Source organism: Streptomyces sp. NPDC005799 (genome assembly GCF_040630525.1).
Taxonomy (GTDB): domain Bacteria; phylum Actinomycetota; class Actinomycetes; order Streptomycetales; family Streptomycetaceae; genus Streptomyces; species Streptomyces griseorubiginosus_B.
The window spans coordinates 29,673-54,075 of the sequence record NZ_JBEXXQ010000052.1; the positions used below are offsets into that span (position 1 = coordinate 29,673).

At 72.0% G+C, this 24,403-nt stretch carries 26 protein-coding genes and 1 pseudogene; 11 read left to right on the forward strand and 16 right to left on the reverse strand.

Annotation, left to right across the window (positions count from 1 at the left end; all coding sequences use genetic code 11):
* Window positions 1–5: 5 nt before the first annotated feature.
* Window positions 6–899 (reverse strand): NAD(P)-dependent oxidoreductase, encoded by an 894-nt coding sequence (locus ABZ453_RS38265; RefSeq protein WP_359022598.1) that lies wholly within the window; start codon window positions 897–899, stop codon window positions 6–8.
* A gap of 110 nt (window positions 900–1,009) precedes the next feature.
* Here ABZ453_RS38265 and ABZ453_RS38270 point away from each other — a divergent pair, with 110 nt between their 5' ends.
* Window positions 1,010–1,606 carry a TetR/AcrR family transcriptional regulator gene (locus tag ABZ453_RS38270; protein ID WP_359022600.1) on the forward strand — a complete coding sequence of 199 codons (597 nt, stop codon included), beginning with the start codon at window positions 1,010–1,012 and terminating at the stop codon, window positions 1,604–1,606.
* A 122-nt stretch (window positions 1,607–1,728) separates the two neighbouring features.
* Window positions 1,729–3,102 carry a Tat pathway signal sequence domain protein gene (locus ABZ453_RS38275; protein WP_359022602.1) on the forward strand — a complete coding sequence of 458 codons (1,374 nt, stop codon included), beginning with the start codon at window positions 1,729–1,731 and terminating at the stop codon, window positions 3,100–3,102.
* 1 nt (window position 3,103) lies between these two features.
* Here ABZ453_RS38275 and rutA read toward each other — a convergent pair whose 3' ends face one another.
* Window positions 3,104–4,189: a pyrimidine utilization protein A gene (gene rutA, locus ABZ453_RS38280; protein ID WP_359022604.1), complete on the reverse strand. Its 1,086-nt coding sequence runs from the start codon at window positions 4,187–4,189 to the stop codon at window positions 3,104–3,106.
* A gap of 170 nt (window positions 4,190–4,359) precedes the next feature.
* On the opposite strand from rutA, the gene ABZ453_RS38285 reads away from it, so the two are divergent.
* The 4 genes and pseudogenes from ABZ453_RS38285 to ABZ453_RS38300 all read left to right on the forward strand — a co-directional run bounded on the left by ABZ453_RS38285 (window position 4,360) and on the right by ABZ453_RS38300 (window position 9,086).
* Entirely contained in the window at window positions 4,360–7,266 is a 2,907-nt protein-coding gene (locus ABZ453_RS38285; RefSeq protein ID WP_359022606.1) for a SpoIIE family protein phosphatase, read from the forward strand.
* 37 nt (window positions 7,267–7,303) lie between these two features.
* Window positions 7,304–7,471: pseudogene (locus tag ABZ453_RS38290) on the forward strand (alpha/beta fold hydrolase); the annotation flags it as partial.
* Window positions 7,472–7,597: 126 nt separating this feature from the next.
* Entirely contained in the window at window positions 7,598–8,449 is an 852-nt protein-coding gene (locus ABZ453_RS38295; protein ID WP_359022694.1) for a helix-turn-helix domain-containing protein, read from the forward strand.
* 220 nt (window positions 8,450–8,669) lie between these two features.
* Window positions 8,670–9,086 carry a VOC family protein gene (locus ABZ453_RS38300; RefSeq protein WP_359022608.1) on the forward strand — a complete coding sequence of 139 codons (417 nt, stop codon included), beginning with the start codon at window positions 8,670–8,672 and terminating at the stop codon, window positions 9,084–9,086.
* A gap of 9 nt (window positions 9,087–9,095) precedes the next feature.
* Here ABZ453_RS38300 and ABZ453_RS38305 read toward each other — a convergent pair whose 3' ends face one another.
* The 6 genes from ABZ453_RS38305 to ABZ453_RS38330 form a co-directional block, all read right to left on the reverse strand.
* Complete coding sequence (locus ABZ453_RS38305) at window positions 9,096–10,202, reverse strand: FAD-dependent oxidoreductase (RefSeq protein WP_359022610.1); 1,107 nt, start codon at window positions 10,200–10,202, stop codon at window positions 9,096–9,098.
* 157 nt (window positions 10,203–10,359) lie between these two features.
* Window positions 10,360–11,688: an enolase C-terminal domain-like protein gene (locus ABZ453_RS38310; RefSeq protein WP_359022612.1), complete on the reverse strand. Its 1,329-nt coding sequence runs from the start codon at window positions 11,686–11,688 to the stop codon at window positions 10,360–10,362.
* A gap of 41 nt (window positions 11,689–11,729) precedes the next feature.
* On the reverse strand, window positions 11,730–13,067 hold the full coding sequence (locus ABZ453_RS38315; RefSeq protein ID WP_359022614.1) for a gluconate:H+ symporter: 1,338 nt from the start codon (window positions 13,065–13,067) through the stop codon (window positions 11,730–11,732).
* A gap of 145 nt (window positions 13,068–13,212) precedes the next feature.
* Window positions 13,213–13,974 carry a sulfite exporter TauE/SafE family protein gene (locus ABZ453_RS38320; RefSeq protein WP_359022616.1) on the reverse strand — a complete coding sequence of 254 codons (762 nt, stop codon included), beginning with the start codon at window positions 13,972–13,974 and terminating at the stop codon, window positions 13,213–13,215.
* Between the two features lie 74 nt (window positions 13,975–14,048).
* Window positions 14,049–15,170: a Gfo/Idh/MocA family oxidoreductase gene (locus tag ABZ453_RS38325; RefSeq protein WP_359022618.1), complete on the reverse strand. Its 1,122-nt coding sequence runs from the start codon at window positions 15,168–15,170 to the stop codon at window positions 14,049–14,051.
* On the reverse strand, window positions 15,140–15,850 hold the full coding sequence (locus ABZ453_RS38330) for a ThuA domain-containing protein (RefSeq protein WP_359022620.1): 711 nt from the start codon (window positions 15,848–15,850) through the stop codon (window positions 15,140–15,142). Before ABZ453_RS38330 ends, ABZ453_RS38325 begins: the two co-directional genes overlap by 31 nt.
* Window positions 15,851–15,938: 88 nt before the next feature.
* Between ABZ453_RS38330 and ABZ453_RS38335 the strand changes: the two genes are divergently transcribed.
* On the forward strand, window positions 15,939–16,727 hold the full coding sequence (locus ABZ453_RS38335; RefSeq protein WP_359022622.1) for an SGNH/GDSL hydrolase family protein: 789 nt from the start codon (window positions 15,939–15,941) through the stop codon (window positions 16,725–16,727).
* A 15-nt stretch (window positions 16,728–16,742) separates the two neighbouring features.
* Here the strand turns inward: ABZ453_RS38335 and ABZ453_RS38340 are convergent, their stop codons facing one another.
* Window positions 16,743–18,002 (reverse strand): PP2C family protein-serine/threonine phosphatase, encoded by a 1,260-nt coding sequence (locus ABZ453_RS38340; protein ID WP_359022624.1) that lies wholly within the window; start codon window positions 18,000–18,002, stop codon window positions 16,743–16,745.
* Between the two features lie 52 nt (window positions 18,003–18,054).
* Window positions 18,055–18,510 (reverse strand): DUF4442 domain-containing protein, encoded by a 456-nt coding sequence (locus tag ABZ453_RS38345; protein ID WP_359022625.1) that lies wholly within the window; start codon window positions 18,508–18,510, stop codon window positions 18,055–18,057.
* A gap of 174 nt (window positions 18,511–18,684) precedes the next feature.
* On the opposite strand from ABZ453_RS38345, the gene ribA reads away from it, so the two are divergent.
* Genes ribA through ABZ453_RS38360 form a run of 3 tightly spaced genes read left to right on the forward strand, consistent with a single transcriptional unit; the run spans window position 18,685 to window position 20,581 of the window.
* Window positions 18,685–19,326 (forward strand): GTP cyclohydrolase II, encoded by a 642-nt coding sequence (gene ribA / locus ABZ453_RS38350; RefSeq protein ID WP_359022627.1) that lies wholly within the window; start codon window positions 18,685–18,687, stop codon window positions 19,324–19,326.
* Between the two features lie 23 nt (window positions 19,327–19,349).
* Window positions 19,350–19,637 (forward strand): DUF2218 domain-containing protein, encoded by a 288-nt coding sequence (locus ABZ453_RS38355; RefSeq protein ID WP_359022629.1) that lies wholly within the window; start codon window positions 19,350–19,352, stop codon window positions 19,635–19,637.
* Entirely contained in the window at window positions 19,634–20,581 is a 948-nt protein-coding gene (locus tag ABZ453_RS38360) for an NADP-dependent oxidoreductase (protein ID WP_359022631.1), read from the forward strand. The genes ABZ453_RS38355 and ABZ453_RS38360 overlap by 4 nt, the downstream gene beginning before the upstream one ends.
* Before the next feature lie 55 nt (window positions 20,582–20,636).
* Here the strand turns inward: ABZ453_RS38360 and ABZ453_RS38365 are convergent, their stop codons facing one another.
* The 3 genes from ABZ453_RS38365 to ABZ453_RS38375 all read right to left on the reverse strand — a co-directional run bounded on the left by ABZ453_RS38365 (window position 20,637) and on the right by ABZ453_RS38375 (window position 22,585).
* On the reverse strand, window positions 20,637–20,813 hold the full coding sequence (locus tag ABZ453_RS38365) for a hypothetical protein (protein WP_359022633.1): 177 nt from the start codon (window positions 20,811–20,813) through the stop codon (window positions 20,637–20,639).
* Between the two features lie 85 nt (window positions 20,814–20,898).
* Window positions 20,899–21,522, reverse strand: a complete 624-nt coding sequence (locus tag ABZ453_RS38370) for a DUF6629 family protein (RefSeq protein ID WP_359022635.1) — start codon at window positions 21,520–21,522, stop codon at window positions 20,899–20,901.
* A gap of 67 nt (window positions 21,523–21,589) precedes the next feature.
* A complete protein-coding gene (locus tag ABZ453_RS38375) occupies window positions 21,590–22,585 on the reverse strand; it encodes a LacI family DNA-binding transcriptional regulator (protein ID WP_359022696.1) in 996 nt (331 codons plus the stop codon).
* Window positions 22,586–22,839: 254 nt separating this feature from the next.
* On the opposite strand from ABZ453_RS38375, the gene ABZ453_RS38380 reads away from it, so the two are divergent.
* Complete coding sequence (locus ABZ453_RS38380) at window positions 22,840–23,034, forward strand: hypothetical protein (protein ID WP_359022637.1); 195 nt, start codon at window positions 22,840–22,842, stop codon at window positions 23,032–23,034.
* 55 nt (window positions 23,035–23,089) lie between these two features.
* Here ABZ453_RS38380 and ABZ453_RS38385 read toward each other — a convergent pair whose 3' ends face one another.
* Genes ABZ453_RS38385 through ABZ453_RS38395 form a run of 3 tightly spaced genes read right to left on the reverse strand, consistent with a single transcriptional unit; the run spans window position 23,090 to window position 24,386 of the window.
* Window positions 23,090–23,530, reverse strand: a complete 441-nt coding sequence (locus ABZ453_RS38385; RefSeq protein ID WP_359022639.1) for an SRPBCC domain-containing protein — start codon at window positions 23,528–23,530, stop codon at window positions 23,090–23,092.
* A gap of 53 nt (window positions 23,531–23,583) precedes the next feature.
* A complete protein-coding gene (locus tag ABZ453_RS38390; RefSeq protein WP_359022641.1) occupies window positions 23,584–23,925 on the reverse strand; it encodes a metalloregulator ArsR/SmtB family transcription factor in 342 nt (113 codons plus the stop codon).
* On the reverse strand, window positions 23,922–24,386 hold the full coding sequence (locus tag ABZ453_RS38395; RefSeq protein WP_359022643.1) for an SRPBCC domain-containing protein: 465 nt from the start codon (window positions 24,384–24,386) through the stop codon (window positions 23,922–23,924). Before ABZ453_RS38395 ends, ABZ453_RS38390 begins: the two co-directional genes overlap by 4 nt.
* Window positions 24,387–24,403: the final 17 nt, after the last annotated feature.

A 24,403-nucleotide genomic window follows, 5' to 3' on the forward strand; every position in this document is an offset into this window, starting at 1 on the left:
GTTGACTATAGCGTCGGCCGGTCCGCTCCGTCGGTCCGGGATTCCAGGGCGTGCAGCACGGCCACCATGTCCTCGCCGCCGTGCCCCTGCTCGACGGTTTCACCGAAGAGCGTGTGGCAGACGTCGAGAAGGGGCGAGGCCAGGCCGGCCCTGCGAGCGGCCTCGGCGATCAGCCGGTTGTTCTTCAGTACGTCCAAGGCGCCCGCCTGGACCGCGAAGTCCCGGGCCAGCAGCTTCGGCGCCTTCATCCGGGAGACCGCGCTGGCCATCGGGCCCGCGTCGAGGACGTCCAGGAACAGCCGCCGGTCAAGGCCGTGCCGGTCGGCGAAGTGGAAGGCCTCCGTCAGGCCGGTCACCAGGGTGATCAGGAACAGGTTCACCGACAGCTTCGTCAGCAGGGCGTCCGGTACGGCACCGCAGTCGAACGTCTCGCGGCACAGGGGCGCCAGCAGCGGCCGCACCTCCGCCACGGCGTCGCTGTCGCCGGCCAGCATCGCCACCAACTGCCCCTGTTCCGCCGGGACTCGGGAGCCGGACACCGGCGCCTCGACATAGCGCCCGCCCGCTGCCCGCACGGCGTCCCGCAGACCGCCCGAGTACTCCGGCGCGGTCGTCCCCATGTGGACGACGGTGCGTCCCGCGACCCGCGCGGTGAACTCCGGTGTGCCCCGGCCGAGGACGGCGTCGGTCGCTGCCTCGTCGGCGAGCATGAGGAAGACGACGCCCGCCCGGGCGAAGACCTCGTCGGGGTCGGCGGCGACCTCGGCTCCGGCCGCGCGCAGGGGCTCGCAGCGGTCCGGCGTGCGGTTCCAGACGAGGAGCGGTGTTCCCGCGCGGGCGAGGTTGAGCGCCATCGGGCGGCCCATCACCCCGAGGCCGACGAATCCCACGTAGTCCACGATGCACCGCCGTTTCCGAACCGCAGCTGCCCACTATGACCGTGGTCATAGTAGCCGTCTCCATGACCACGGTCATAGAGTGTCCGCGGGGACGTCGAGGGAGGTCGGGCATGGCGGAGTCCGGACGCGGGCCACGCGAGCGGATGGTCTTCAGCGCCGCCCAGCTCATCCGGCGCGAGGGCGTCGGAGCCACCGGGATGCGCGAGGTCGCCGCGCACGCCGAGGCCCCGCGCGGCTCCCTCCAGCACTACTTCCCGGGCGGCAAGGAGCAGTTGGTCAACGAGGCGGTGGGCTGGGCGGGCCGCTACGCCGGCAAGCGGGTCACCCGTTTCCTCGCCACGCTTGCGGAGCCGACGCCGAGCGGGCTGTTCGCCGAGATGGTGCGGCAGTGGACGGACGAGTACGAGACCGTGGGCTTCGCGGGCGGCTGCCCCGTCGCCGCCGCCACCGTGGACTGCGCCGAGTCCAGCACGTCCACCCGGGAAGCGGTGGCCACCGCGTTCGCCACCTGGACCGGGCCCGTGGCCGAGGCCCTGACGGACATGGGCGTACCGGGCGAACGGGCCGGTGCCCTCGCCACGCTCATGATCAGCGCGCTGGAGGGCGCCATCCTCATCGCCCGGGCCGAACAGGACACCCGTGCCCTGACGACCGTGACCCGGGAACTGGGCCCCCTCCTCGACGCCGCTACGCACACCACCGGTTGACCGCTGCTCTCAACTGACCCTTACGCCACAGTCGTTGACCGGACTTCGCTTCCGCCAGCAGAATGGGCCCGCACCGCCTGAGAGCGCTCTCAGGCGCGACCGTCACCTGCCCAGGGAGACCCATGACCGGCAGCCAAGGCCCCGGAATCAGCCGCCGTGCGCTCATCGGGACCGGAGTCGGCGCGGGCGCCGTGCTCCTCACCGCCGGGACCGGCACCGCCGAGGCGGCGAGCGGCCCCTCCGCCCCTCGCCGCGCCCTCTCCTTCCTCGCCGCGGCCATGGACGCCTACCCGGACCACGGCACCGTCCGACTGGCCCAGAGCTACACCGACCAGGCGGGCCTGTTCAGCACGGCGTTCACCTACGACAACGCCCTGGTGATCCTGGCGAACCTCGCCTCCGGCACGGCGGACGGCCGTACCCGCGCCACGGTCCTCGGGGACGCGCTGTTGTACGCGCAGGCCCATGACCCCGGCTACGACGACGGCAGGCTGCGTCAGGCCTACAACGTCGGCCCGTACACCTTCTACGACGGCTCGGCCCAGCCGGAGGGGTTCGTCCGGGCGGACGGTACGGCCAACGTCGGCACCCAGTTCGGCTTCACCGGCACCGCGGTGGGCGACATGGCGTGGGCCGGCATCGCGCTCGGCGCCCTCGCCGGGCGGACCGGAGAGCGCCGGTTCCTGACCGGCGCCGTGCGGATCGGGGAGTGGATCGAGCGCAACGCCCGCACCGACGGGCCGCTGGGCGGCTACACGTTCGGGGTGAACGGAGCGAACGAGAAGCAGCCGTTCGGCTCCACCGAGCACAACACCGACCTGGTCGCTCTGTTCGGCAGGCTCGCCCGGCTGACCGGGGACCGGGTGTGGCGGGAACGGCGGGCCTGGGCGAATGCCTTCGTCGAGCGGATGTGGGAGCCCACCGGGGGCTTCTTCTACACCGGCTCCAACGACGGCGTGACGATCAACACGTCGCCCGTCCCCGAGGACACCCAGACCTGGACCCGCCTCGCCCTCCCCTCCCCCGCCCACGCGCGCTCCGTGGACTGGGCGGCGACCCACCTCGCCGTGCTGGACACGGCCGACCGCCCCAACAGCACGGTTGCGGCAGGACAGTCGTATGAGGGCGTCACCTTCAGCTCGGCCGGCCTGGTGGCGAACGAGGACGCGCCGATCGCCAGTGGGCAGCCGAGGCCCGACCGCAACGGCGTGTGGTTCGAGGGCACGGCCCATCTCGCGCTCGCCCTGCGCGACCGCCGCGCTCCCGGCGACGAGGCGCGCGCCCGGGGGCTGATCGCATCCGTCGAGCGCGCCCAGGACCTGCTCGGCGGCGGCCAGACCCTCGGCTCGGCGGCGGTGGCCGAGCGGTCCGGTGTCGTCTCGGCCAGCAGCCCCCTCGACACCGGTTTCGGGTTCGGCTACTACCCGTACCGGCACACGGGCGCCACCGCCTGGTACCTGCTGGCCGTCGCACGCGCCAATCCGCTGCGGGCCTGAGTCAGTTCGCCGCCACGGTGCGCCCGGACCGCGAGCCCATCAGCGGCTGGATACGGGTGCCGAAGTTCTCGATGCCTTCGAGGAAGTCGTCGAAGACGAGCATGATGCCCTTGGTGCCGGGGACTTCGGCGATCTCGTCGAGCATCCGGGCGACGCTCTCGTACGACCCGACGAGCGTGCCCATGTTGAAGTTGACGGCGCCTTCGGGGGCCACGATGGTGCGGGCGGTGGAGGAGTCGTCGGCGGTCGTGTCCGTGGCCGACTCCCCCGCCATGTAGGCCAGGGCCGCGTGGTCGGCGTGGTCGTGGTAGTCCTGCCACGTGGCCCGGGCCGCCTCGTCCGTCTCGTCCGCGATGACCATGAACAGGGAGAGCGCTCCGACGTCCCGGCCGCTGTCGCGGGCCGCCTCCGCCAGGGCGGCCGTGGTGTCCGCGAAGGCGAGCGGAGTGTTGACGCCGCTGCCCAGGACGAAGTTGTAGTCGGCGTGCTCGGCGGCGAAGCGGATGCCGGTGCCGCTCTGCCCGGCGGCGACGATGTCGATGTGCCCGTCCGCCGGGCGCGGGGAGAGCACGCAGTCGTCCATCTCGTAGAACTCGCCCTTGAAGTTGCTGACGCCCTCGCGCCACAACTCCTTCAGCACGGTGACGTACTCGACTGCCCGGGCGTAGCGGTTGCCGAAGTGCTCGTCGCCGGGCCACAGGCCCATCTGGCCGTACTCGCCGGGCGCCCAGCCGGTGACGATGTTGACGCCGAAGCGGCCGGGGGCGATGGAGTCCACCGTCACGGCCATGCGGGCGACGATGGCCGGCGGCAGGGCGAGGATCGGTGTCGAGGCGTAGAGCCTGATGCGGTCCGTCACGGCGGCCAGGCCCGCCATCAGGGTGAACGATTCGAGACAGTGGTCCCAGAACTCCGTCTCGCCGCCGAAGCCCTTGAGTTTGATCATCGACAGGGCGAAGTCGAGGCCGTGTTCCTCGGCCTTGCTCACGACCGCCTTGTTCAGCTCGAACGTCGGCATGTACTGCGGTGAGCTCTTGGATATGAGCCAGCCGTTGTTGCCGATGGGGATGAAGACACCGATGTCCATGCCCGCTCCTCATGATCGGAAGCCTGCCCGTGCGAGGGCACGCTACACGGCCGAAATTTCAACAACTTGCCGTTTTCCGTTGGCGGTTGGGGAGGCAGAGCGGCGGCAGGCGGCCGGTCGGAATCCGTGAAGAAGGTTTCGATCGGAAACAGGAACGATAAGTTCCCACCATGAACGCGCGGCTCGCTCTTCTCGGCACGGTGTCTCCCGGTGTGACGGAGAGCGAGGTCTTCAGGCTGGCGCTCGGGCAGGCGGTGGGCGAGCTGAGCGGGCTCGGCGGCACCATGCACCTGCGCGGACCGATGTCGGCGCTGCGGCTGGTGTCCTCGGTGGGGCTGCCGCCCGCGCTCATCCGCTCCTGGGAGATCATCGACCAGGAGGGCCCCCTGGCCCCGGCCCGCGCCCTCCAGCAGGGCAAGGGCGTCTGGGTGCCGCACTCCGCCCCCGGCACCCCGCCCGAACCGGTGTGGCCCGGCACGGGGCTCGCCGCCCTGCCGGTGTTCAGCGGGCGGCGCAGCATCGGCGCGCTGACGGTCCTGGCGGGCGACCGGGGCGAACCCACCCCGCAGCACTGGGACTTCCTGCGGGACGTGGTCGCCTGGACCGAGGACCGTATGGCCCAGGCCCCGCCGCCGTCCGGACCCGCGCAGCCCGAGCTGAACAACGAGCGCCTGCGGCACGCCCTCAAGGAGGTCCAGGTCGGCTCCTGGGACTGGGACATCCGGGGCGGCGAGCTCATCTGGGACGAGGCGGCCCTGGAGCTCTACGGCACCCGGCCCGCCGACTTCACCGGGAAGATCGAGAACTGGATGCGGATCGTCCACCCCGACGACCTGGCCCCCACCCTGGCGGCGGCCCAGCGGGCGATCCTCGACCACAGCGTCTACGAGGCCGAGTACCGGGTCCGGCGACGGGACGGCACCTGGGGCTGGACCCAGGCGCGCGGCCGGGCCACGTACGACGAGAACGGCGAGCCGCTGCGGATGATCGGCGTGGGCTGGGAGAGCAACGAGTCGCGCACCGCCCGTGACGCGCTCGGCCGGGCACTTCGGCACATGAGCGACGGCTTCATCGCGGTGGACGACGAGTGGCGGATCACCTTCGCCAATCTGGAGGCGGAACGTTTTCTGGGCTTCTCCGAGGAGGAGTTGTTCGGCCGGCTGCTGTGGGACCTGCCGGCCGCCCGGGACATTCCGGGGCTGCGCAGCGGATGTCTGGAGGCGTCGGCCGAGGAGCGGCCCGCCGGCTTCGACGTCCTCGTCGACGACTGCGGGCGGCGGCTGCATCTGCGGCTGGTGCCCGGACCCGACGGACGCACCCTCTACTTCCAGGACGTCACCGAGAAGCGGCGACTGGCGGAGGAACAGCAGGCGGCCGAACGCGACGCGGCCGAACGCTCGGCCCGGCTGGCGGAGCTGACCGCGGAACTGGCCAAGGCGACGACCTCCCAGGACGTGGTGGACGTGGTCGCCCGGCGGGTGCTGCCGGCGTTCGCCGCCGCGGGTCTGCTGGTCCAGGTCATCGAGGGAGACCGGCTGCACCACGTCGGGGCGGTCGGTTTTCCCGACGGCTTCGTCGACAGGCTCGACACCCGCCCCCGGCCGGGACGCGGCGACCCGGCGTGGGACACGATCACCGCCGGGACACCACTGTTCCTGTCCTCGTCGTCGGAGTTCGCCGCGCGCTACCCCGAGACGGCGCACCTCGCGGCCGTCGGCGGCAAGCGGTCCTGGGCCTTTCTGCCGCTGACGGCGTCCGGGCACACCTTCGGTGTCTGCGTGGTCGCCTTCGACCGGCCTCGGCTGCTCACCTACCAGGAGCGCGACCTGCTGACCACCATCAGCGCCCTGGTCGCCCAGTCGCTGGAACGGGCCCGTCTCTACGACGCCGAGCACACCCGGTCCCGCGAGCTCCAGCGCAGTCTGCTCCCCCAGGCCCTGCCCGATCTGCCGGAGTGCACGGCCGCCGCCCGCTATCTTCCGGCCGGGCCGGGCACGGACGTGGGCGGCGACTGGTACGACATCATCCCGCTGTCCGGCGGACGGGTCGCCCTCGTCGTCGGCGACGTCATGGGGCACGGTCTGCCGGAGGCGGCCACCATGGGCCGGCTGCGCACCGCCGTGCACACGCTGGCCGACCTGGAACTGCCGCCCGACGAGATCATGGGCCACCTCAACGACATCGTCGACGGCATGGGCGAGACCTCGTACGTCACCTGCCTGTTCGCGGTGTACGACGCCACCACACGGGTCTGTTCCATCGCCCGCGCCGGGCATCCGCCGCCCGCCCTGGTCCGCCCCGACGGCACCGTGCACTTCTCCGACCACGAGGCCGATCCGCCGCTCGGCGCCGCTGAACCGCCTTTCGACACCGTGGAGTTGGAGGTGCCGGAGGGCAGTCTGCTGGTGCTGTACACGGACGGTCTGGTCGAGTCGGCGAAGCGGGAGATCGACGAAGGGACGGCGGAGCTGGCACGGCTGCTGGGCACGGCCCACGCGGACGGCACGGCACGGGATCTCGAGCGGCTGTGCGACACGCTGACGGCCGGCCTGCTGCCCGCCGGCCAGCAGGCCGCCGACGACGCCGCGTTCCTGGTCGCGCGGCTGCACGCGCTGCCCGCGGACCGGATGGCGTCCTGGTCGTTGCCCCATGACCCGAAGGCGGCGGGCCAGGCGCGCCGCCATGTGCGTGAGCAACTGACCGCCTGGGACCTGGACGGCCTGACCGCCACCACCGAGCTGCTGGCCAGCGAACTCGTCGGCAACGTGGTGCGTCACGCCAAGGGCCCGGTGCGGCTGCGGCTGCTGTACCGGGCGGGCCTGCTCTGCGAGGTCTTCGACGGCAGTCAGACCATGCCGCGGATCCGGCGGGCCACGGAGACGGACGAGGGCGGGCGGGGGTTGCAGCTGATCGCGGCCCTGTCGGCGCGCTGGGGAGCGCGCTACACACCGACGGGCAAGTGCATCTGGGCCGAACTTCCGCTGCCGGACGGCTCGGACGAGGAGCCGGCCGACGCGATGGAGCTGATGTTCCTCGGCGGGGGTGACCTCGAGGCGGACTGGGACGCGCTGCTGTGAACTCCCGTGCGGGATCCGGCCGATCCGAGCACCGGATGTCGCTGACGTCGTCTGTCTGGTGCGGGCGCTGGGCGAGGGAAGGGCGTACGTCGTCGGGCACGACTGGGGCGCGCCGGTGGCCTGACACACGGCGCTGCTGCGGCCCGACGTGGTGCGCGGCGTGGCCGGCCCGCGCGTGCCGCCGCCGCTCCGGGGCACACGGCCGGCGCCGGCCGTCGACGCGGCCCTGATCGACGTCCTCACCGAACGCCGGGAGGAGCAGGGCCACTCGTGGGCGGTGGAAACCGGCCGTCCACGAGACCGTTCCGGGCCGGCGCGGCACAATGGCCGTATGGTCGCCGAGGTCGTGGACGAGGCGGTACGGGTGCTACCGGCGCCGCCGCTCAGGGGACTGGTCGGCTGGTACTCCGGCTACCGGCAGCGCGGCGTCCCCGCCGCCACGCACCGCGGGCTGCCGTCGCCGTGGCTGACGCTGATCCTGACCCTGGACGAGCCGCTGAGCGTAGCCGCCCACCCCGACCCGGGCGCCGCGCCCGGCGACTACCCGACCCTGCTCGGCGGTTTGCACACCTCGCCCGCCCTCATCCGGATCCCCGGCCGTCAGTCCGGCATCCAGCTGGCGATAAGCCCGCTCGGCGCCCGCGTCCTGCTGGGGCTGCCCGCGGGCGAGCTGGCCGGGATCGACGTCCACGCCGACGACGCCCTGGGACCCGACGTGCGCGAGGTGCACGACAGACTGCGCGAGGCACCCGACTGGCCCGTCCGCTTCCGTGTCCTCGACGACTGGCTGCTGACCCGGCTGACACGCCACGACGGCGGTCGCACGGCCGCCGCGCCCCTCACGGAGGCCTGGCGGCGGCTGCTGGCCACCGGCGGCCGGGTGCGCGTCGAGGAGCTCGCCGCCGTGACCTGCTGCAGCGACCGCCATCTCCGCAACCGCTTCCGCGCGGAGATCGGCCTCACCCCCAAGGCGGCCGCCCGGGTCGTCCGCTTCGACCTGACCCGGCGCCGCCTCGCGCGGCGGCCCGGCCGGCCCGATCTCGCCGCTCTGGCCGCCGACTGCGGTTACGCGGACCAGTCCCACCTCGACCGCGAGTTCGCGGCGCTGGCCTCCTGCACGCCGAGCGCCTGGCTGGCGCAGGAGTTCCGAAACATCCAATCCGGGCACCATCCGCCCGCGTGACGCTGAAGGGGTACGGCCGAATCAGGGGTCCTTTCACCAGGCCCGTCCGGGTCGCGCGGCCTGGCACCACGCCTCGCCGCGCTGCCGAAACGCCCACGTGGCTCCGCCACGAGGGAGGGCGCTCCGGCGCCTTGCGATGCACGGCACCAGACCACGCCACCTGATCGGACGCTCATGGTGAAAGGACCCGCAGGCTCCCCGCACCGAAAGGCCCGCCGTCATGACCGACACCGCCGCGCAGCCACCCGCCCCGCAGGTCTGGCCCACCCTGCGCGCCCGCGACGCCCGGGCGCTGATCCGCTTCCTGGTCGACGCCTTCGGCTTCGAGGAGACCGTCGTCCACGGCGACGGCGATCTCGTCGAGCACGCCCAGCTCAGCTGGCCCGAGGGCGGCGGGGTGATGCTGGGCTCGGTACGCGAGAACCACGAGCCCGGCGAGGGCCCCACCCCGCCCGGCGCCTTCAGCGCCTACGTGGTCACCGACGACCCGGACGCCGTGCACGCCCGCGCCAAGGCGGCCGGCGCCGACATCACCACCGGCCTCCACGTCACCGACTACGGCTCCCGCGACTTCGCCGCCCGCGATCCCGAGGGCAACCGCTGGTACTTCGGCACCTACCGGGGCGAGCCGCGCTGAGTGCCGGTCTCAGGTCGCGGTGTAGCCGAGCTGGCGTCGCATGTACGGCGTCATCAGGGTCTTCGCCTTGGCCAGCACCGAGGTGCGGCCTCCCAGGACGGCGGTCTCGCCGCCCGGGATGGGAACCGCCGTGACGCCGTCGGCGGAGCCGAACGGGACGATCATCGGGGTGCGGTGGAAGGGCCGGTACAGGCGCAGGTCTCTGCGGTGGCGTCCGGCGCTGTTCAGGTAGGTGCGGATGTTCCACGCGGCGAGGTCGGCCTGGGTCAGCGCGGCCGGGGTGATCTTGAGCTCGGTGGCGTCGTTGACGTCGCCGACCGCGAAGACGTCCAGGTGTCCCCCGACGCGCAGTGTCCGGTCGACCTTGATGTGTCCGGCCTCGTTCAGCCAGTCGCCGTGGCCGCCCAGTCGCAGCCAGAGCGTGTTGGGCGTGGTGCCCGTCGCCCAGAAGGACAGGTCCGCGGCGATGACCTTGCCCCGGGCGTCGCGGTAGGTGCCGAAGTCGTTGCCGGGCGACATGAACGAGTCGAGGCGGACCTCGACGTCGTGCGACTCCAGCCAGGCACGGGCGCGCCGGCCGGCGCGTGCGATGCCCGTCGAGTGCAGCAGTTCGGTGCCGGAGTGGGCGAGGGTGACCCGGGCGTCCGGGCGGGCCAGGCGTATCTCGGCGCTCAGTTCGACCCCGGAGGGCCCGCCGCCGACGACCAGGACGTGCTCCGCGTCGGCCACCTTGTGCTGGTGGCCGGCGAAGGCCTCGACCGCCTCGTCGGCGGTGCTGCCGACGAAACGGGCCGGTTCGGGGTAGTCGGCGCCGGTGGCGATCACCACCACGTCGTACGGCAGCCGCTCCCCCGTGCCCAGCACCACCTGCCGCTCGGCGGTGTCGACACGGACCACCTTGCCCACGACGACCCGGCCCTGCTGCAGCAACCGGTCGTAGGGGATGAACGGCGTGACCGACCACTCCGGGCGGACTCCGGCCCGCAGGGAGGCGATCCGGTGGAAGAACACCTCCTTGCGGTCCACGAGCGTCACCCGTGCCGTCCCGTCGAGTCGTTTCGCCACGCGGACGCCCGCGTAGCCACCGCCTATCACCACTACGTCGCCGTGCAGCACGCCGGGTCTCCTGTGCAAGTGGGGGGTGGCGAGCGGCGCCCTCCGTCGGCTCCCCCGGCCACTCGAACTGACGAGCAGCCTAGCGCTTGAACTTTTAAGCAAATGGGGGGAGTTTGTGTGCGTCCTGTGAAGCGATGGGGCGGGCTCGCCGCCGAACTCAGCGTACGAGACAGGGGCGTTGGGCGTCGAAGGTCCAGCCGTCGATGAGATAGCGCATGCCGATCGCGTCGTCGCGCCCCGACAGCGCCTTCGCCCGGTACAACTCGTGGGCCGCCATGAGCCGTTCCCGGTCGAGGCGGACGCCGAGGCCGGGGGTGTCCGGCACGGCGACCTCGCCGCCGACGATCCTCGGCGGCTCGGCGGTGAGCCGCTCCTGTCCCTCCTGCCAGATCCAATGCGTGTCCAGCGCGTTGTACTCGCCCGGGGCCGCGGCTCCGCAGTGCGCCATCATCGCGAGCGAGATGTCGAAGTGGTTGTTGGAGTGGCAGCCCCAGGTCAGTCCCATCGCGTCGCACAACTGGGCCACGCGCACCGATCCCTGCAGGGTCCAGAAGTGCGGGTCGGCGAGCGGGATGGAGACGGACTGCAGCGCGAGCGCGTGGGTCAGCTGCCGCCAGTCGGTGGCGATCATGTTGGTGGCCGTCGGCAGCCCGGTGGCCCGGCGGAACTCCGCGAGGATCTCGCGGCCGGAGTAGCCGCCCTCGGCTCCGCAAGGGTCCTCGGCGTAGGCGAGGGTGCCGACGAGCGGCCGGCACAGCTCGACGGCCTCGCGCAGGGACCAGGCGCCGTTCGGGTCCAGCGTGACGCGCGCTTCGGGGAAGCGGTCCTTCAGCGCCCGTACGGCCTCGACCTCCTCGGCGCCGGGCAGGACACCGCCCTTGAGCTTGAAGTCCCGGAAGCCGTAGTGGTCGTAGGTGGCCTCGGCCTGGCGGACGATCGCCTCGGGGGTCAGCGCCTCCTCGTGGCGGACGCGGTACCACTCCACGTCGGCGTCCGGCGCGCGGTGGTAGTCGAGGTCGGTGCGGTCGGCGTCGCCGACATAGAAGAGGTAGCCGAGGACGCGTACGGCGTCGCGCTGCTTGCCGTCGCCGAGGAGGGCGGCGACCGGGACCTCCAGGTGCTGGCCGAGGAGGTCGAGGAGGGCCGACTCGATCGCGGTGACGGCGTGCACGGTGGTGCGCAGATCGAAGGTCTGGGCACCGCGGCCGCCCGCGTCACGGTCGGCGAACCGGGCCCGCACGGACCGGAGTACCCGTTTGTAGTCGCCGGTTCGCGCGCCCAGCACGAGGGGTTCGGCGTCGCGCAGGGTCTGGGTGATCCTCTCGCCGCCGGGCACCTCACCCAGTCCGGTGCGCCCTTCGGAGTCCTCGATGACGACGACGTTGCGGGTGAAGTAGGGGGCGTGGGCGCCGGAGAGGTTGAGCAGCATGGAGTCCCGGCCGGCGACCGGGTAGACGGAGAACGCCGTGACGACAGGCTGGGTCATGGACAAGTGCCCTTCTCGTGCGGGAGGTTGGCGGTGAGTGGTCACACGTTGAGGGCGTCGAGCACCTGTTCAAGGACGAGCACGCCGCCCAGGCCGAGTATCGCGAGCACCGTCGTGTAGGTCGTCCGTGCCTTGATCGCGTCGATGACGGACAGGTTGAAGTACTCCTTGAACATCCAGAAGCCGGGATCGTTCACATGGGAGAACGCGATCGAGCCGCAGGAGACGGCGAGCACCATGACCTCGGGGTGGACGCCGCTGCCGGCGAGCAGGGGCAGCGCCACGCCGGAGGCGGTGACGACGGCGACGGTCGCGGAACCGAGGGCGACGCGGAGGATGGCGGCGATCAGCCAGGCCAGGATGATCGGCGAGATGGACCAGTGCTCGGTGGAGTCCTTGATGTAGTCGGAGATGCCGCCCTCCACGAGCACCTGCTTGAAGGCCCCTCCCGCGCCGATGACCAGCAGGATCATCGCCATGGCCTGGGCGGCCTCCCGGCAGGAGGCGGCGACGTCCGCGAGGCTGCGCCCGATGCGCGGGCCGAGCGCCCAGATCGCCAGGAGCAGGGTGAGCAGCAGGGCGATCGGCGCGGAGCCGATGAACGCGACGAAGTGCAGCCACGGGCTCGATCCGGAGGTGGCGAGGTCGGTCACCGCGGCGCCCGCGATCAGCACGACGGGCAGCAACGCCACGGCCAACGACCAGCCGATGCCGGGCAGTTCCTGCTCCTCGAAGACGCGCTCGCTGACCAGCCCCTTGGGGACGGCCGGGTTCATCGCGCGCACGAACGGCAGCCGCGGCCAGACCAGGGCGATGAGGGCACCGGCCGGGACGGCGACGAACAGGCCGTAGAACAGGGTGAGTCCGACAGAGGCGTGGAAGGTGGCGGCGACCGCGGTCGGGCCCGGGTGGGGCGGCAGGAAGCTGTGCATGGTGGACAGGGCGATGGACATCGGCAGGCCCACCCACAGCAGGTTGGAGCGGGTGACACGGACCAGGGTGAAGGCGACCGGCACGATGATGACGAAGGCCACCTCGTAGAACATGGTCACGCCGATGAGCATGGCGGTCAGCACCATGGCGACCTGGACCCAGCGCGGGCCGCAGACGTCGAGGATCCTGGTGGCGATGCGCTGGGCCGCGCCGGAGTCCCCCATCACCCGGCCGACCATGGCGCCCAGCCCGATGGTGAGCATCGTGTCGCCGATCTGGCCGCCGATGCCCTCGGACAGGACGTCCGAGATCTTCTCCAGGGGGATGCCCCGGACCACGGCCACCCCCACCGCCACCAGGAGCAGCGCGGCGAAGCCGTTCAGCCTGAGCTTCGTCATCAGGAACAGGAGGATCAGCACGCTGACCCCGACCACCACGAGCGGCATCTGTCAGTTCTCCCTTGAACTGCCGTTCATTCCCTTGAACGAAGTCCTCTCATAAGGACACCGTCTACATATGAGGACGGAGGCTAGGTTGATCGACACGGCCGGGTCAATGGGTGCGCATCGGTCGGCTGGAGCTGACGCGTCGTCAGCCGGTCCGGTACCAGAGGGATACGGCCAGGCCGAGCCCCGCCAGCGCGATGGCGATCCGCAGCGGTTTCTCGGGCAGCCGTCGTACGACCACCGGCCCCACCCGGCTGCCGATCAGGCAGCCGAGGCCGAGCGCCGCCGCCGCCCTCCAGTCGACCGGCGCGAGGAAGGCGTAGGCGATCGCCGCGGTGACGTTGGCGGCTCCGGTGGCGACGTTCTTCACGGCGTTGGTCACCCGGAGCGGCTCGTCGGCGGCGAGGGACAGCACCGCGAGCATCAGGACGCCGGCCGCGGCCCCGAAATAGCCGCCGTAGAGCCCCACGAGAAGGACCGCGAGGATCAGCGGGAGCCGGCCGCGCAGGCCGTCCCGTGGCGGGCGTCGGTCGGCGAGCCGGCGCAGTGGTTCACGGACCAGAATCAGGGCCGAGCCCAGGGCGATCAGCCACGGCACGACGTGCTCGAAGGTCGACGACGGCGTGCCCAGCAGCAGTGCCGCGCCGACCGAGCCGCCGACCGCGGAGAGGAGCCCGAGCCGGGCCAGACGGCGGCGCTGCCCGCGCAGTTCCTCGCGTGAACCGGCCGCGGTTCCCAGGGTGTTGGTGAACAGTGCGACCGTGTTGGTGACATTGGCGGCCACTGGCGGCAGACCGGCGGCCAGCAGCGCGGGATAGCTGAAGAGCGAGGCCAGTCCCGCGATCGATCCGGCGAGCCCGGAGGCGACGCCGGCCACGGCGAGCAGGAACACGGAGCCGGCCGACACGGGGCCTCCCTCTCCAGTCGGTGAGCACGGAGGCCCCATCTTGCCCGGCGGACGTCCCGTATGTAAGACGGTGTCTACATAGGGAGACGCCCTTGGTGTCCCTTCCACATCCACGCCGGGGTCAGCGGGACGGGCCCGGGTCGCTCCACGGAGGTCGTCAGCGTGATGCGCCTGCCCTCGGCAGCGGAGCGCAGCAGCGCGGTCATCGTCTCCAGGACGTGCAGGGCGACGTCCCCGCCGGCGCGGGGCGGGCGCCGGTCGTCGGCCCTGAGGAAGTCGAGCAGGCCGATGCCGCGGGCAGCGTCGGCGTAACCCGCCGACGGAGCGAGGGTGCGCCAGTCGGTGCGGCCCAGCTCGAAGAGCCGTACCTCACCGTCGAACTGGTTGGGATCGGGGACGGCCAGGGTCCCCCTCTCACCCTGGACCTCGATCGGGGCGGCGGTCGTGGTGACACCGTCGAAGCTCGTGGTGAGGGTGGAGAGGGCGCCGCTGGTGTGTTCCAGGACGCCGGAGACATGGCTGTCCACCTCGACCGGGATCCGCTCCCCCTGACGCGGCCCGGAGCCGATGACCCGCTCACCGCGCAGCCGGCTGGAAGCGCCGGTCACCGTCCGCACCGGGCCCAGGAGTTGGACGAGCGCCGAGATGTAGTACGGCCCCATGTCCAGCAGCGGGCCGCCGCCCGGCGCGTAGTAGAAGTCGGGGTTGGGGTGCCAGCGTTCGTGGCCCGGGGTGACCATGACCGCCGACGCCGCGAACGGCCGCCCGATCAGCCCGGCGTCGACGGCCGCGCGGGCCGTCTGGGTACCGGTGCCCAGGACGGTGTCCGGCGCGCAGGCCACACCGACTCCCGCCGCCGCGGCGGCGTCGAGGACCGCTTTGCCGTCGTCGAAGGCACTGGCCAGCGGCTTCTCGGTGTAGACGTGCTTGCCGCGGCCGATCGCGTCGAGGGCGATTCCGGCGTGCGCGGCCGGGGTGGTGAGGTTGAGGACGGTGTGGAGGTCGGAGGTGGCAAGCAGGTCCTCGACGCTCAACGCCTCGGTGCCCGGCAGCTGTTGGGCGACCTCGGCCGCGCGGGCGGCGTCGAGGTCGGCGACCGCGGCGATCCGCACGTCGGGGTGCTCAGCGAGCGTGTCGAGATACGCCCGCGATATGACGCCGAGCCCTACGATGCCGATGCGGTGCGCGTCGCCCACAGCATGCCCCTCTCGATGACGGTACGGACGGCGGCGTGCTCCAGTACGTCGAGACTGTGTCCCGGCGTGGTGACGACGATGCGTCCCTCGCCCCACCGCCGGGTCCAGATCGCCGGCGAGGTCACCGGACGGTGCCAGGGCTGCCAGGGCCGTACCGGATGGGTGGTGGTGGCGAGGACGTCGATGAGGTCGTCGTGGAGCACCCAGTACTGCTCGGTCTCCAGCTCGAAGTCCTCCAGCCCCGCGGTCACGGGGTGTTCGCGGCCGAGCTCCGTGAAGTGCATGGTGTGCGGCAGGAAGTTGTCGTCGGCCTTCCCGCGCCGAAGACAGGGCTCCTTGCCGGGGTGGGTCGCGAACTGGCCGCCGACCAGGTGGAGATAGTCGGAGGAGGCGCGGAAGGAGTCGGCTATCCCGCCGTGCCATCCGGTGAGGCCGGTTCCCGCGGCGACCGCCGCGCCGAGTCCGGCCGCCTGCTCGTGTGTGATCTCCGCCATGGTCACGCATTGCACGATGAGATCGGTGGCCCCCAACTCCTCGGCGTCGCCGTACACTTCGGTCGACTCCTCGACGCGCACGGCATAGTCGTTGTCCTCGAGGAAGGGGATGAACAGCTCGGTCGCCTTGACCGGCTGGTGCCCCTCCCATCCTCCGCGCACCACCAGGGCCCTCTTCTGCGCCACGTGCCGCTCCCTCTCCGGTTGTTGGCTTCGACGCAATGGGGCCTGCCCAGCCTGAACCACGGATGAACCGAAGATAGACTCGGGCGGCATGACCGTCCCACACCCGTTCACCCGCTACGTCGCGATCGGCGACAGCCTGACCGAGGGCGTCGGTGATCCCGCCCCGACGGGCGGGCCCCGGGGCTGGGCCGACCGGCTGGCCGAGACCCTCGCGCGGACGCAGCCGGGTCTGACCTACGCCAATCTGGCCGTGCGTGGAAAGACCAGCACCCAGATCAGGGCCGACCAGCTGTCCCCGGCGCTGGCGCTGCGGCCCGACCTGGTGACGGTGACGGCGGGCATGAACGACGTCGTACGGCGGCGCTACGACCCCGAGGCGGTCGCCGCGAACATCGAGGAGACCTTCGCCCGGCTGACCGCGTCGGGTGCCCACGTCGTCACGATGACCTTCCCCGACCTCGGCACGGTCTCCCCGGTCGCGCGCCGGGTGCGACCGCGCATCATCGGTCTCAACGCCCGGGTGCGCGACATCGCGGGACGGTACGGCGTATCGGTCCTGGACGTCTTCCCGCACCCCTTCACCGCCGACCCCCGTCTGTGGAGCGACGACCGCCTGCACGCGAGCCCGGTCGGGCACGCCCGGATCGCCGCCGGCATGGCCCACACCCTGGGTCTGCCGGGCCACGAGAACTGGGCTGAGCCGCTTCCGGCCCTGACCCCCGTGTCGGTGTTCCGCGCCCTGGGAGCCGATGTCCGCTGGGCGTTGGACCATGTCGGCCCCTGGGCATGGCGGCGCCTGCGCGGCCATGTACCCGGCGACGGTTTCGTGGCCAAGCGTCCCGTACCGAGCCCGGTGCTCCCCCGGCACGCGGGCTGAACCGCCCGGCCGGCTTCAGCGGGACCCGGTTCCGTCGCGCCGGGGCCGGGCCGCCAGGACCGCCACGTCGTCCTCGGCGTGCCGCGCGCCCATGCCGGCGAGGACGGTGTTCAGGATGTCCTCCACGCCGGCGCCGGGCCGGAACCGGATCCGGGCGAGCCGTTCCAGGGACACGTCGATGTCCTCGCCCCGCCGCTCGACGAGCCCGTCGGTGAACATCAGCAGCGTCTGCGTCTCGTCCAGGGCGTAGGTGGTGGGTTCGTAGCCCCCGAGCCCGGTGCCGAGCGGCGGTCCGACCGGCACCGGCAGAGCGGCCGTCCCGCCTCGGCCGCCGATCACCGTGGGCGGCAGATGCCCGGCACCGGCCAGCGTCACCCTGCCCCGGGCCGGGTCGACCCGGGCGATCAGACAGGTGGCGGGTCTGCGGTCCGGTGCGGCTGCGGCGATGTCGTCGAGCTGGCGCAGGATGCGCTGCGGCGGCAGATCGGCCGCGGCCAGGGAGCGCAGGTCGGAACGGTAGGCGGCCATGTCGACGGCGGCCTCCACGCCGTGCCCCATGACGTCGCCGACCACCAGCAGCGTGCGCCCGAAGTTCAGCCGTACCGTCTCGCACCAGTCACCGCCGACCAGGGCGCGCCGGCCGGCGGGCAGATAGCGGGTGGCCACGTCGAGGTTGGGGTGCGGGCGTCCCGGTTCGGCGCGCAGGGCGCGCTGCAGGTCCCCGGCGGTCCGGCTGACACCGGCGTGGTCCCGGGCGTGCCGGAGATGGGAGGCGGCCCGCTCCGCGAGAAGGGCGAGCAGACGGGCCTCGGTCGGGGTGAAGGGGGCGTGCCCCCGGGCGCAGACGAGGATGCCGTAGCGCAACGCGCCGGTGGCCACGGGCACGCACAGCGCGGGACGTGACCGCCCCGGTGCCGTGGAATCCCCCGGCAACCCGGCCTGTGCTTCGGCCCACGAGTCCACCGTGCCCCGCGCGATCGCCGTGGCCCACCGGACGTCCGGCAAGGCGTCCGCGTCGCCGGCGATCGCCCCGTACCCCGAGACGGTCGCGCCCTCGACCCGGACGACCGCGGCCGAGCAGCCGAAGCGGTCGGCGACCGCCCGGGTCAGCTCGGCGCAGGTCGTCTCCTCGTCGAGGGTCGTGCCGATCCCGGCCACTGTGGCCCGCAACGTTTCCAACGCCTCGCCGACGGAGCCGCACGAGTCCGCCGCCGGGGACGCGTCCACCGGCGTGGCAGCGCGGAGCGACCGGATCAGCCGCACGACTCCGAACACCTTCAAATCGTGACAAACAGCGGCGCCACCCGCACCGTACTCGGCACCACCATCACCGCCGCCGCACGCTCCATTCGAAGCTCCCCCGGCACACCGGCGCCCCCGACGCGTCGGCGACCTCGACGTCGGTGGAGAGCCGGACCCGGTCCGCCTCACGCGTCCACAGCGGGCGCGGGGCGTCGCGGGCCGCGTCCGTCAGACGACAGGAGGCCAGGAGCCGTCCGCGCGCCGGGGCGAGGAACTCCACGGAGGCGGATCTGCCGAGCGGCACGACGCCTTCCATCCCACCGTCGTCGCCGGCGGCCGCGATGATCGCCGCCAGGCCGGTCGCGTCGATCAGCGCGACGAGTCCGCTCGAGTGCAGTGAGCCGATGACGTTGGCCAGCTCAGGAGGCGTCCGCACCGCCACCTCGGCCGCGGCGTCGGCGGCACGGACGACCTCGATACCGGCGGTGCGATGTGCGGGTATCGGCTCCAGCAGTGTGCGGGCCGGCACGGTCCTGTCCATGGCCGCAGCCTCGCACGGGCCACTGGCCGGAAGGTATCCACGAGGACAACAGCCCCGTCACCGCATCACGTGATCGACGCCACACCACGACAGATGTTCAAAATTTGAAGCACAGCGGCTATGGTCTAGCTATCCCATCCAAATTTGAACAAGCCATCGCCCTCGGGAGATGCCATGACCGCCCACGCCCCCGCCGCCTCCGTCCGCACCCGTGTCACCATCCCGCTGCGCTTCCCCGACGGCTACGAAGTCACCGCCGAGACCGTCACCTTCCACGGGCTCGTCGACGGCAGGGAACACGTGGCGCTGGTCCTCGGTGATCCCTCCGCGGCCCCGGCTCCGCTGATACGGATGCACTCGGAGTGCCTGACCGGGGACGTCTTCGGCTCCGCCCGCTGCGACTGCGGACCCCAGTTGCGCGAGGCCGTGGAGCGCATCGCCGAAACCGGCGGCGTCCTGCTCTACCTGCGTCAGGAAGGCCGCGGCATCGGCCTCTACAACAAGCTCGACGCCTACGCCCTTCAGGACGCGGGCCTGGACACCTACGAGGCCAACACCGCCCTGGGCCTGCCCGAGGACGGACGCGACTACACCGCCGCCGCCCAGATGCTCGGCGCGCTCGGCATCACCGGATTCGACCTGCTCACCAACAACCCCGACAAGGCGGGCCAGTTGCGGGCCCTCGGCGTCGACGTCCGCCTCGTGCGGCCCACCGGCGTCCACACCACCCCCAGCAACCTGCGCTACCTCCACGCCAAGGTCCACCGCACCCACCACACCCTCGACCTGCCCCTGGTCGCCGGCCTCGCCGGCTGACGCCCTCACCCCGGAGTCGCACCATGCCCACCTCCCACGGCCGCGCCACCACCGACGCCGCCCCGCGCTACGCCAAGCAACTCGCCTCGCACTTCGGCCGGAAGATCCCCACCGAGGAGCTGCCCGAAGGGCGCCACCGCCTCACCTTCCAGCAGACCGACGTCCTGCTGGAGCCCGCGGAGGACCACCTGCTGATCCGGGTGACCGCGCCCGACGCCTCCACGCTCACCACCATCCAGGACGTCGTGGCCAGCCACCTCGAACGCTTCGGCCGCCGCAACGAGTTGACGGTCGTCTGGGAGCAGTCATGAAGGCGGTCACGATCGACGGCTTCGGCGCCGAGCCGCGCCTCACCGACCTGCCCGCGCCGCAACCGGGCCCGGGAGAGCTGCTGGTACGCCTCCACGCGGCCGCGCTGAACCCCTTCGACTGGAAAGTGGCCGACGGCGCCCTCAGGGACGCGGTCGAGCACCGCTTCCCCCTCGTCCTGGGCTCCGACGGCGCCGGAGTGGTCGAGCGCATCGGTGAGGGCGTCAACCGCTTCCGCCTCGGCGACACCGTCTACGGCCAGTTCATGAACGTGGCCCGGGGACACGGCTCGTACGCGGAGTACGTCCTGGTCCCGGAAGACGGCAGACTCGCCCGCATACCCGAGGACCTGCCGTTCGGTGTCGCCGCGGCCCTGCCGACCGCAAGTGCCACCGCCTACCAGGCCATCGAGGCGGCCCGGCTGGACACGGGGCAGATCATCCTCGTCAACGGCGCCTCCGGCGGCGTCGGTCAGTCGGCGATCCAGTTCGCCGTCCACGAGGGCGCACGGGTGCTGGCCACCGCCGCCCCCGACATCGCCGGTCACCTCCGCGACCTCGGCGCCCACGAGACGCTCGACTTCACCGCGACACCCGTAGCCGAGCAGGTGCTGGCCGCGCACCCGGACGGCATCGACGCGGTCCTGGACCTGATCACCCACCCCGGCGGAGACATCGACGCCTTCGCCGCCCTGCTCAAGCCCGGCGGCCGGCTGATCAGCACCAACCACGCCACCGACCCCGAGGCCCTGGCCGCCCGTGAGATCCACGGCGTCAACCTCTCCAGCAGCCCGAGCCAGGCCGAACTCGCGGCCCTCGCCGACCTCGCGGCCGCCGGAAAGCTCCGCGTCACCGTCGACAGGGAGATCTCCCTGGCCGACGCCCCCGCCGCGGTGGCCCGCGCCCGCTCCGGCCACGCCCGCGGCAAGACGGTCATCCTGCTTTGAGCCGTACGGTGATCCCGCTGTGAGCCGTACGGTCATCCCGCTCTGAGCCGCACCGTCATCCGCGGCCCGGCTCCACGTACTCGCGGCCCTCGCACTCCCCCTCGACGGCATCCCGCCTGTGCCGCCGCTGCGGCACAGGAGTCGAGGTCCCGCGCGGGACGTAGACGTCTCCGCTCAGGCGGCGCAGCGGTGTCACCCGGCTGCGGATCCGTGACGTTCCACTGATGTTCATGGTCCCACCCTGCGTCGCGGGAGCCGACGCAACCAGGTCCCTCCCGCACGCAGGATCACCGGTCCCGGGAGCAACACCACCACCGTCAGCGGGAATACGCGGGCTCCCGGCGCACGACCCAGCCGCAGACGACCACCGAGCACAGGGCCGCGAACGCGCACCACGTCGAGACGAACTCCAGTCGCCACAGCGCCCAGCACACCAGCGCCCCCACCCCGGCCAGCAGACCGAGTCCGCGCACCCATCGGTCGGTGGCCAGCAGCAGCGCGCCCACGGTGGCCAGCAGATACCCCGCCACGAGCACACCCCCGTGCGTCAGCCCGAGCACGTAGCCGACGGTGTGGCCCCGGATCTCGGCGCGGACGGGGCGGGTGGTGATGGCGTACGACAGCGCGGCGGCGGTCGCGACCCCGCTCGCCACGGGAACGGCGAGCCGTACCCTGGCCTGTCGCGGAACCGCGCACAGCACCGCGAACGGCACCCACACCGCCAACAGCGGAAAGGCGATCACCGCCCAGGCGACGGTGGCCGGACCGGTACCGCCGCCGACATGCCAGACCCACGCCTCGACCAGCTGATGGCCGCCGAGCAGCAACGGCAGTGCGGCCAGCGGCAGTTCACGCACCCGACGTACCCGCGCCACGCAGACGGCGCCGACGCCGGCGATCCCGGCGCCGGCGACGAGATCGGCCGTCGCGCTCCAGCACATGGCTCCACCCTGACCTCGACCGCGCCGCGCCGCCACGGCGGCGGGACACCTGTGTGCGTACCGGTGCTCAGTCCGCCGGCGGCGGCCCGCTGGTCCCGCGTACCACCAGCTTCGGGTCCAACACGGCTTCCCGGGGATCAAGTTCGGGTTCCTCCAGCCGCTCCACCGCGAACCGCACCGCGTGTTCGGCCATCAGCACCGCGTCCTGCCGTACGGTCGTCAGGCCGATCGGCATCAGATGCGAGAGGTGGCTGTCGTCGTACCCCACGACGGACATGTCCCGGGGGACCTCGACACCGGCCCGGGTCAGGGGCATCAACAGGCCCATCGCACACCGGTCGTTGCCCGCGAGGACGGCGGTGGGCAGGGGCAGGCCCCGGTCGCGCTCCTCAAGCAGCAGACGTCCGGTCTCGATGCCGGACTCCTCTGTGTGGTCGCCGGGCAGGACCCGCGCCTCCTCCTCCAGCCCGTGCCGACGCATCGCCGCCCGGTAGGCCCGCCGCCGCTCGGCCGACCCCGGTCCCCGGCCGCCGTCGATGTGCAGGATCCGACGGTGGCCCAGTTCGACCAGATGGTCCATGGCCTGCCGGACGCCCTTGCCCTCGGCGGAGTGGACGAAGTCCACATGGGCGTGCGGGACCCGGCGGCTGACGGAGACGGCGACCGTGCGGCGGCCCAACTCGTCCAGGAAGGCGGGCTCGGCGAAGGAGCCGAGCAGGATCACCGCCTCGCAGCGGTGACTGAGCAGCGCCTCGACGGCCTTCTCCTCGCTGCGGCCCCGGGTGGCGCCGGAGAGCAGGACCTCGTAGCCGAGACGTTCGGCCTCGGGGTAGATGCCCTCGATCAGGTTGGTGTGGAAGGTCTGCTGGACGGTGAACATGACGCCGAGCGTGCGGCTCCGGCCACGCGCCAGCAGCCTGGCCGCGCTGTCGGGCCGGTAGCCGATCTCGTCGGCGACCCGCAGCACCCGCTCCCGGGTCTCCTCGCTCGCGCCCGGCTGGTTGCGGAACACGATCGAGACGAGCGCCCGCGAGACGCCGGCCTTCTCGGCGACGTCCGCCATCGTGGGCCGCTGCTTGCCCGATGCATCCACCTGTGACCACCCTCCGACGCCGCCCACCTTATTGGCATGACCTTGGGGCTGGGGACATCGTACCCGGCTAGCGCGCACCAATAGAGCGCGCGAGTGAAGCGTCGGACCGCTACCCGCGCAACGAAGGTGCGTCACCATCTTGACCGGTGACGCACCTCGTGCAAGTCTGAGTCCCACGACGGACCGCAGAACTCGATCCGCCAAGCGAACAGCGGAGGTTGACCGTGGAGATCCAGAGCACCCCGGACGGCGCTGCGGCCGCGCGCCACGCACGGTTCGGCACATTGCCCGAGCGTATCCGCTACGAGGACATGACCGAGGAGAAGGCGGCCACACCGCACGATCCGGCGCGGGAGGCCTACAGCCCCGAGGGCGCCTGGATGTCCTTCTCCTGCCTGGCAGCGGACCTCGGCCTGTGAGACGCCCGCGTCGACCGAGGATTCATCACCTGTCAGGACGGTGAGGTCGATACACCTAGTGCCAGTTGCTGATCCTGACGTCCCGAGGTGCCGGGTCGCCCTTTCCGGTCTCGACGAGCTTCTTGAGGCTCATCAGGAAGGTCGCCCACTTGGTGCTGCAGTGGTACATGAACTCCACCGGCTCCCGCCAGCCTTCGTGCCGGAAGAGGACGATCGTGAAGCCGTCCTCCTGCTTCAGGCCGAAGCGGATGTGGGTGCCGATCCATTCCTCGGGACCGTCGACCACCTCCCAGCGCACCAGCTCGCGGGGCCGGGCTTCCAACACCTTGATGTCGAACCCGCCGGGCTCGAAGCGGAACCGGACCACTCCCCCGGTCTCGGGGTCGCCGTCGGTGTCCTGGGTCCACCAGTTCGCCAGCCCGTCGACCGTGGTCAGGGCCGCGTAGACCTCGTCGGGAGACGAGGTGACGCCGATCCTGTGCAGGATGTCCACCATGTCGATATCTCCTTCTCCGATGTTTCTCGGGCGCCCGCCGCGCTCGCGCGCGGTCAGCGCTCCTGGTTACGGCGCTGGATCGCCTCAGCGATCCGCTTGATGCGTTGGAGCCGGGCGTCCCAGGCGGCGCCGACCGCTGACAACTGGGCGACGGCCCGGGCGAGCTGGGCCTCGTCGACCCGGTAGAGACGCTCACGTCCGGACGGGGTGACATGGACCAGTCCGACCCGGCCGAGCACGACGAGGTGCTTGGCCACGGCCTGCCGGGTGACCGGCAGTCGCTCGCTGAGCGTGGTCGCCGTACCGCTGCCGTCGGCCAGCAGCAGATCGAGCATCCGCCGGCGTACGGGGTCGCCCACCGCCGACCAGAGCTCGTCGTCGATGGCGGCGCTCACGGCGTCGACACCAGCCGGTCGAGGTAGGTGACGAGCCGCGGCAGGAAGTGGTCCCAGCCGGCGGCGTTCTGCCGGTAGCGCTCTTCGAGCACCGCGGCCTCCCAGCCGTTCTCCCGGAAGCCGCCCTCGCAGAACCGCAACATGGTGCCCGTGCCGGAGGGGACCAGGTCGAAGGTGACCAGCAGCGAGTTGTCGACCGACGCGACCTCGCCCTCCTCGTACGCCCACCTGAAGGAGAAGCGCCGGGGCGGGTCGGCCTCCAGCACGGTGAGCGGTACGACGTTCGCCTCCGGGGTCGTTCTGTCGCCGAACACGACGACCCCGGTGGCCCCGGGCTCCGGTTCGAGCTCCGCCTCGTCCGGCCACCACTCCCGGAGGTGTTCGGGCGTGCTGATCACCTCGTAGACAACCTCGGGTGCGGCCTCCACGTAGATCTCGCGCTCGATGCTGCCGTACTCCATCCGCCCTCACTCCATTC

Excerpts from the sequence above, each read along its gene's own strand:
- ABZ453_RS38275 (WP_359022602.1), top strand. The coding sequence starts at position 1,729 with ATGACCGGCAGCCAAGGCCCCGGAATCAGCCGCCGTGCGCTCATCGGG.
- ABZ453_RS38300 (WP_359022608.1), top strand. The coding sequence starts at position 8,670 with ATGACCGACACCGCCGCGCAGCCACCCGCCCCGCAGGTCTGGCCCACC.
- ABZ453_RS38365 (WP_359022633.1), bottom strand. The coding sequence starts at position 20,813 with ATGAACATCAGTGGAACGTCACGGATCCGCAGCCGGGTGACACCGCTG.
- ABZ453_RS38395 (WP_359022643.1), bottom strand. The coding sequence starts at position 24,386 with ATGGAGTACGGCAGCATCGAGCGCGAGATCTACGTGGAGGCCGCACCC.
- rutA (WP_359022604.1), bottom strand. The coding sequence starts at position 4,189 with ATGGACATCGGTGTCTTCATCCCCATCGGCAACAACGGCTGGCTCATA.
- ABZ453_RS38360 (WP_359022631.1), top strand. The coding sequence starts at position 19,634 with ATGAAGGCGGTCACGATCGACGGCTTCGGCGCCGAGCCGCGCCTCACC.
- ABZ453_RS38355 (WP_359022629.1), top strand. The coding sequence starts at position 19,350 with ATGCCCACCTCCCACGGCCGCGCCACCACCGACGCCGCCCCGCGCTAC.
- ABZ453_RS38375 (WP_359022696.1), bottom strand. The coding sequence starts at position 22,585 with ATGGCGGACGTCGCCGAGAAGGCCGGCGTCTCGCGGGCGCTCGTCTCG.
- ABZ453_RS38310 (WP_359022612.1), bottom strand. The coding sequence starts at position 11,688 with ATGACCCAGCCTGTCGTCACGGCGTTCTCCGTCTACCCGGTCGCCGGC.
- ABZ453_RS38385 (WP_359022639.1), bottom strand. The coding sequence starts at position 23,530 with ATGGTGGACATCCTGCACAGGATCGGCGTCACCTCGTCTCCCGACGAG.
- ABZ453_RS38295 (WP_359022694.1), top strand. The coding sequence starts at position 7,598 with ATGGTCGCCGAGGTCGTGGACGAGGCGGTACGGGTGCTACCGGCGCCG.
- ABZ453_RS38270 (WP_359022600.1), top strand. The coding sequence starts at position 1,010 with ATGGCGGAGTCCGGACGCGGGCCACGCGAGCGGATGGTCTTCAGCGCC.
- ABZ453_RS38315 (WP_359022614.1), bottom strand. The coding sequence starts at position 13,067 with ATGCCGCTCGTGGTGGTCGGGGTCAGCGTGCTGATCCTCCTGTTCCTG.
- ABZ453_RS38335 (WP_359022622.1), top strand. The coding sequence starts at position 15,939 with ATGACCGTCCCACACCCGTTCACCCGCTACGTCGCGATCGGCGACAGC.
- ABZ453_RS38285 (WP_359022606.1), top strand. The coding sequence starts at position 4,360 with ATGAACGCGCGGCTCGCTCTTCTCGGCACGGTGTCTCCCGGTGTGACG.
- ABZ453_RS38370 (WP_359022635.1), bottom strand. The coding sequence starts at position 21,522 with ATGTGCTGGAGCGCGACGGCCGATCTCGTCGCCGGCGCCGGGATCGCC.
- ABZ453_RS38345 (WP_359022625.1), bottom strand. The coding sequence starts at position 18,510 with ATGGACAGGACCGTGCCGGCCCGCACACTGCTGGAGCCGATACCCGCA.
- ribA (WP_359022627.1), top strand. The coding sequence starts at position 18,685 with ATGACCGCCCACGCCCCCGCCGCCTCCGTCCGCACCCGTGTCACCATC.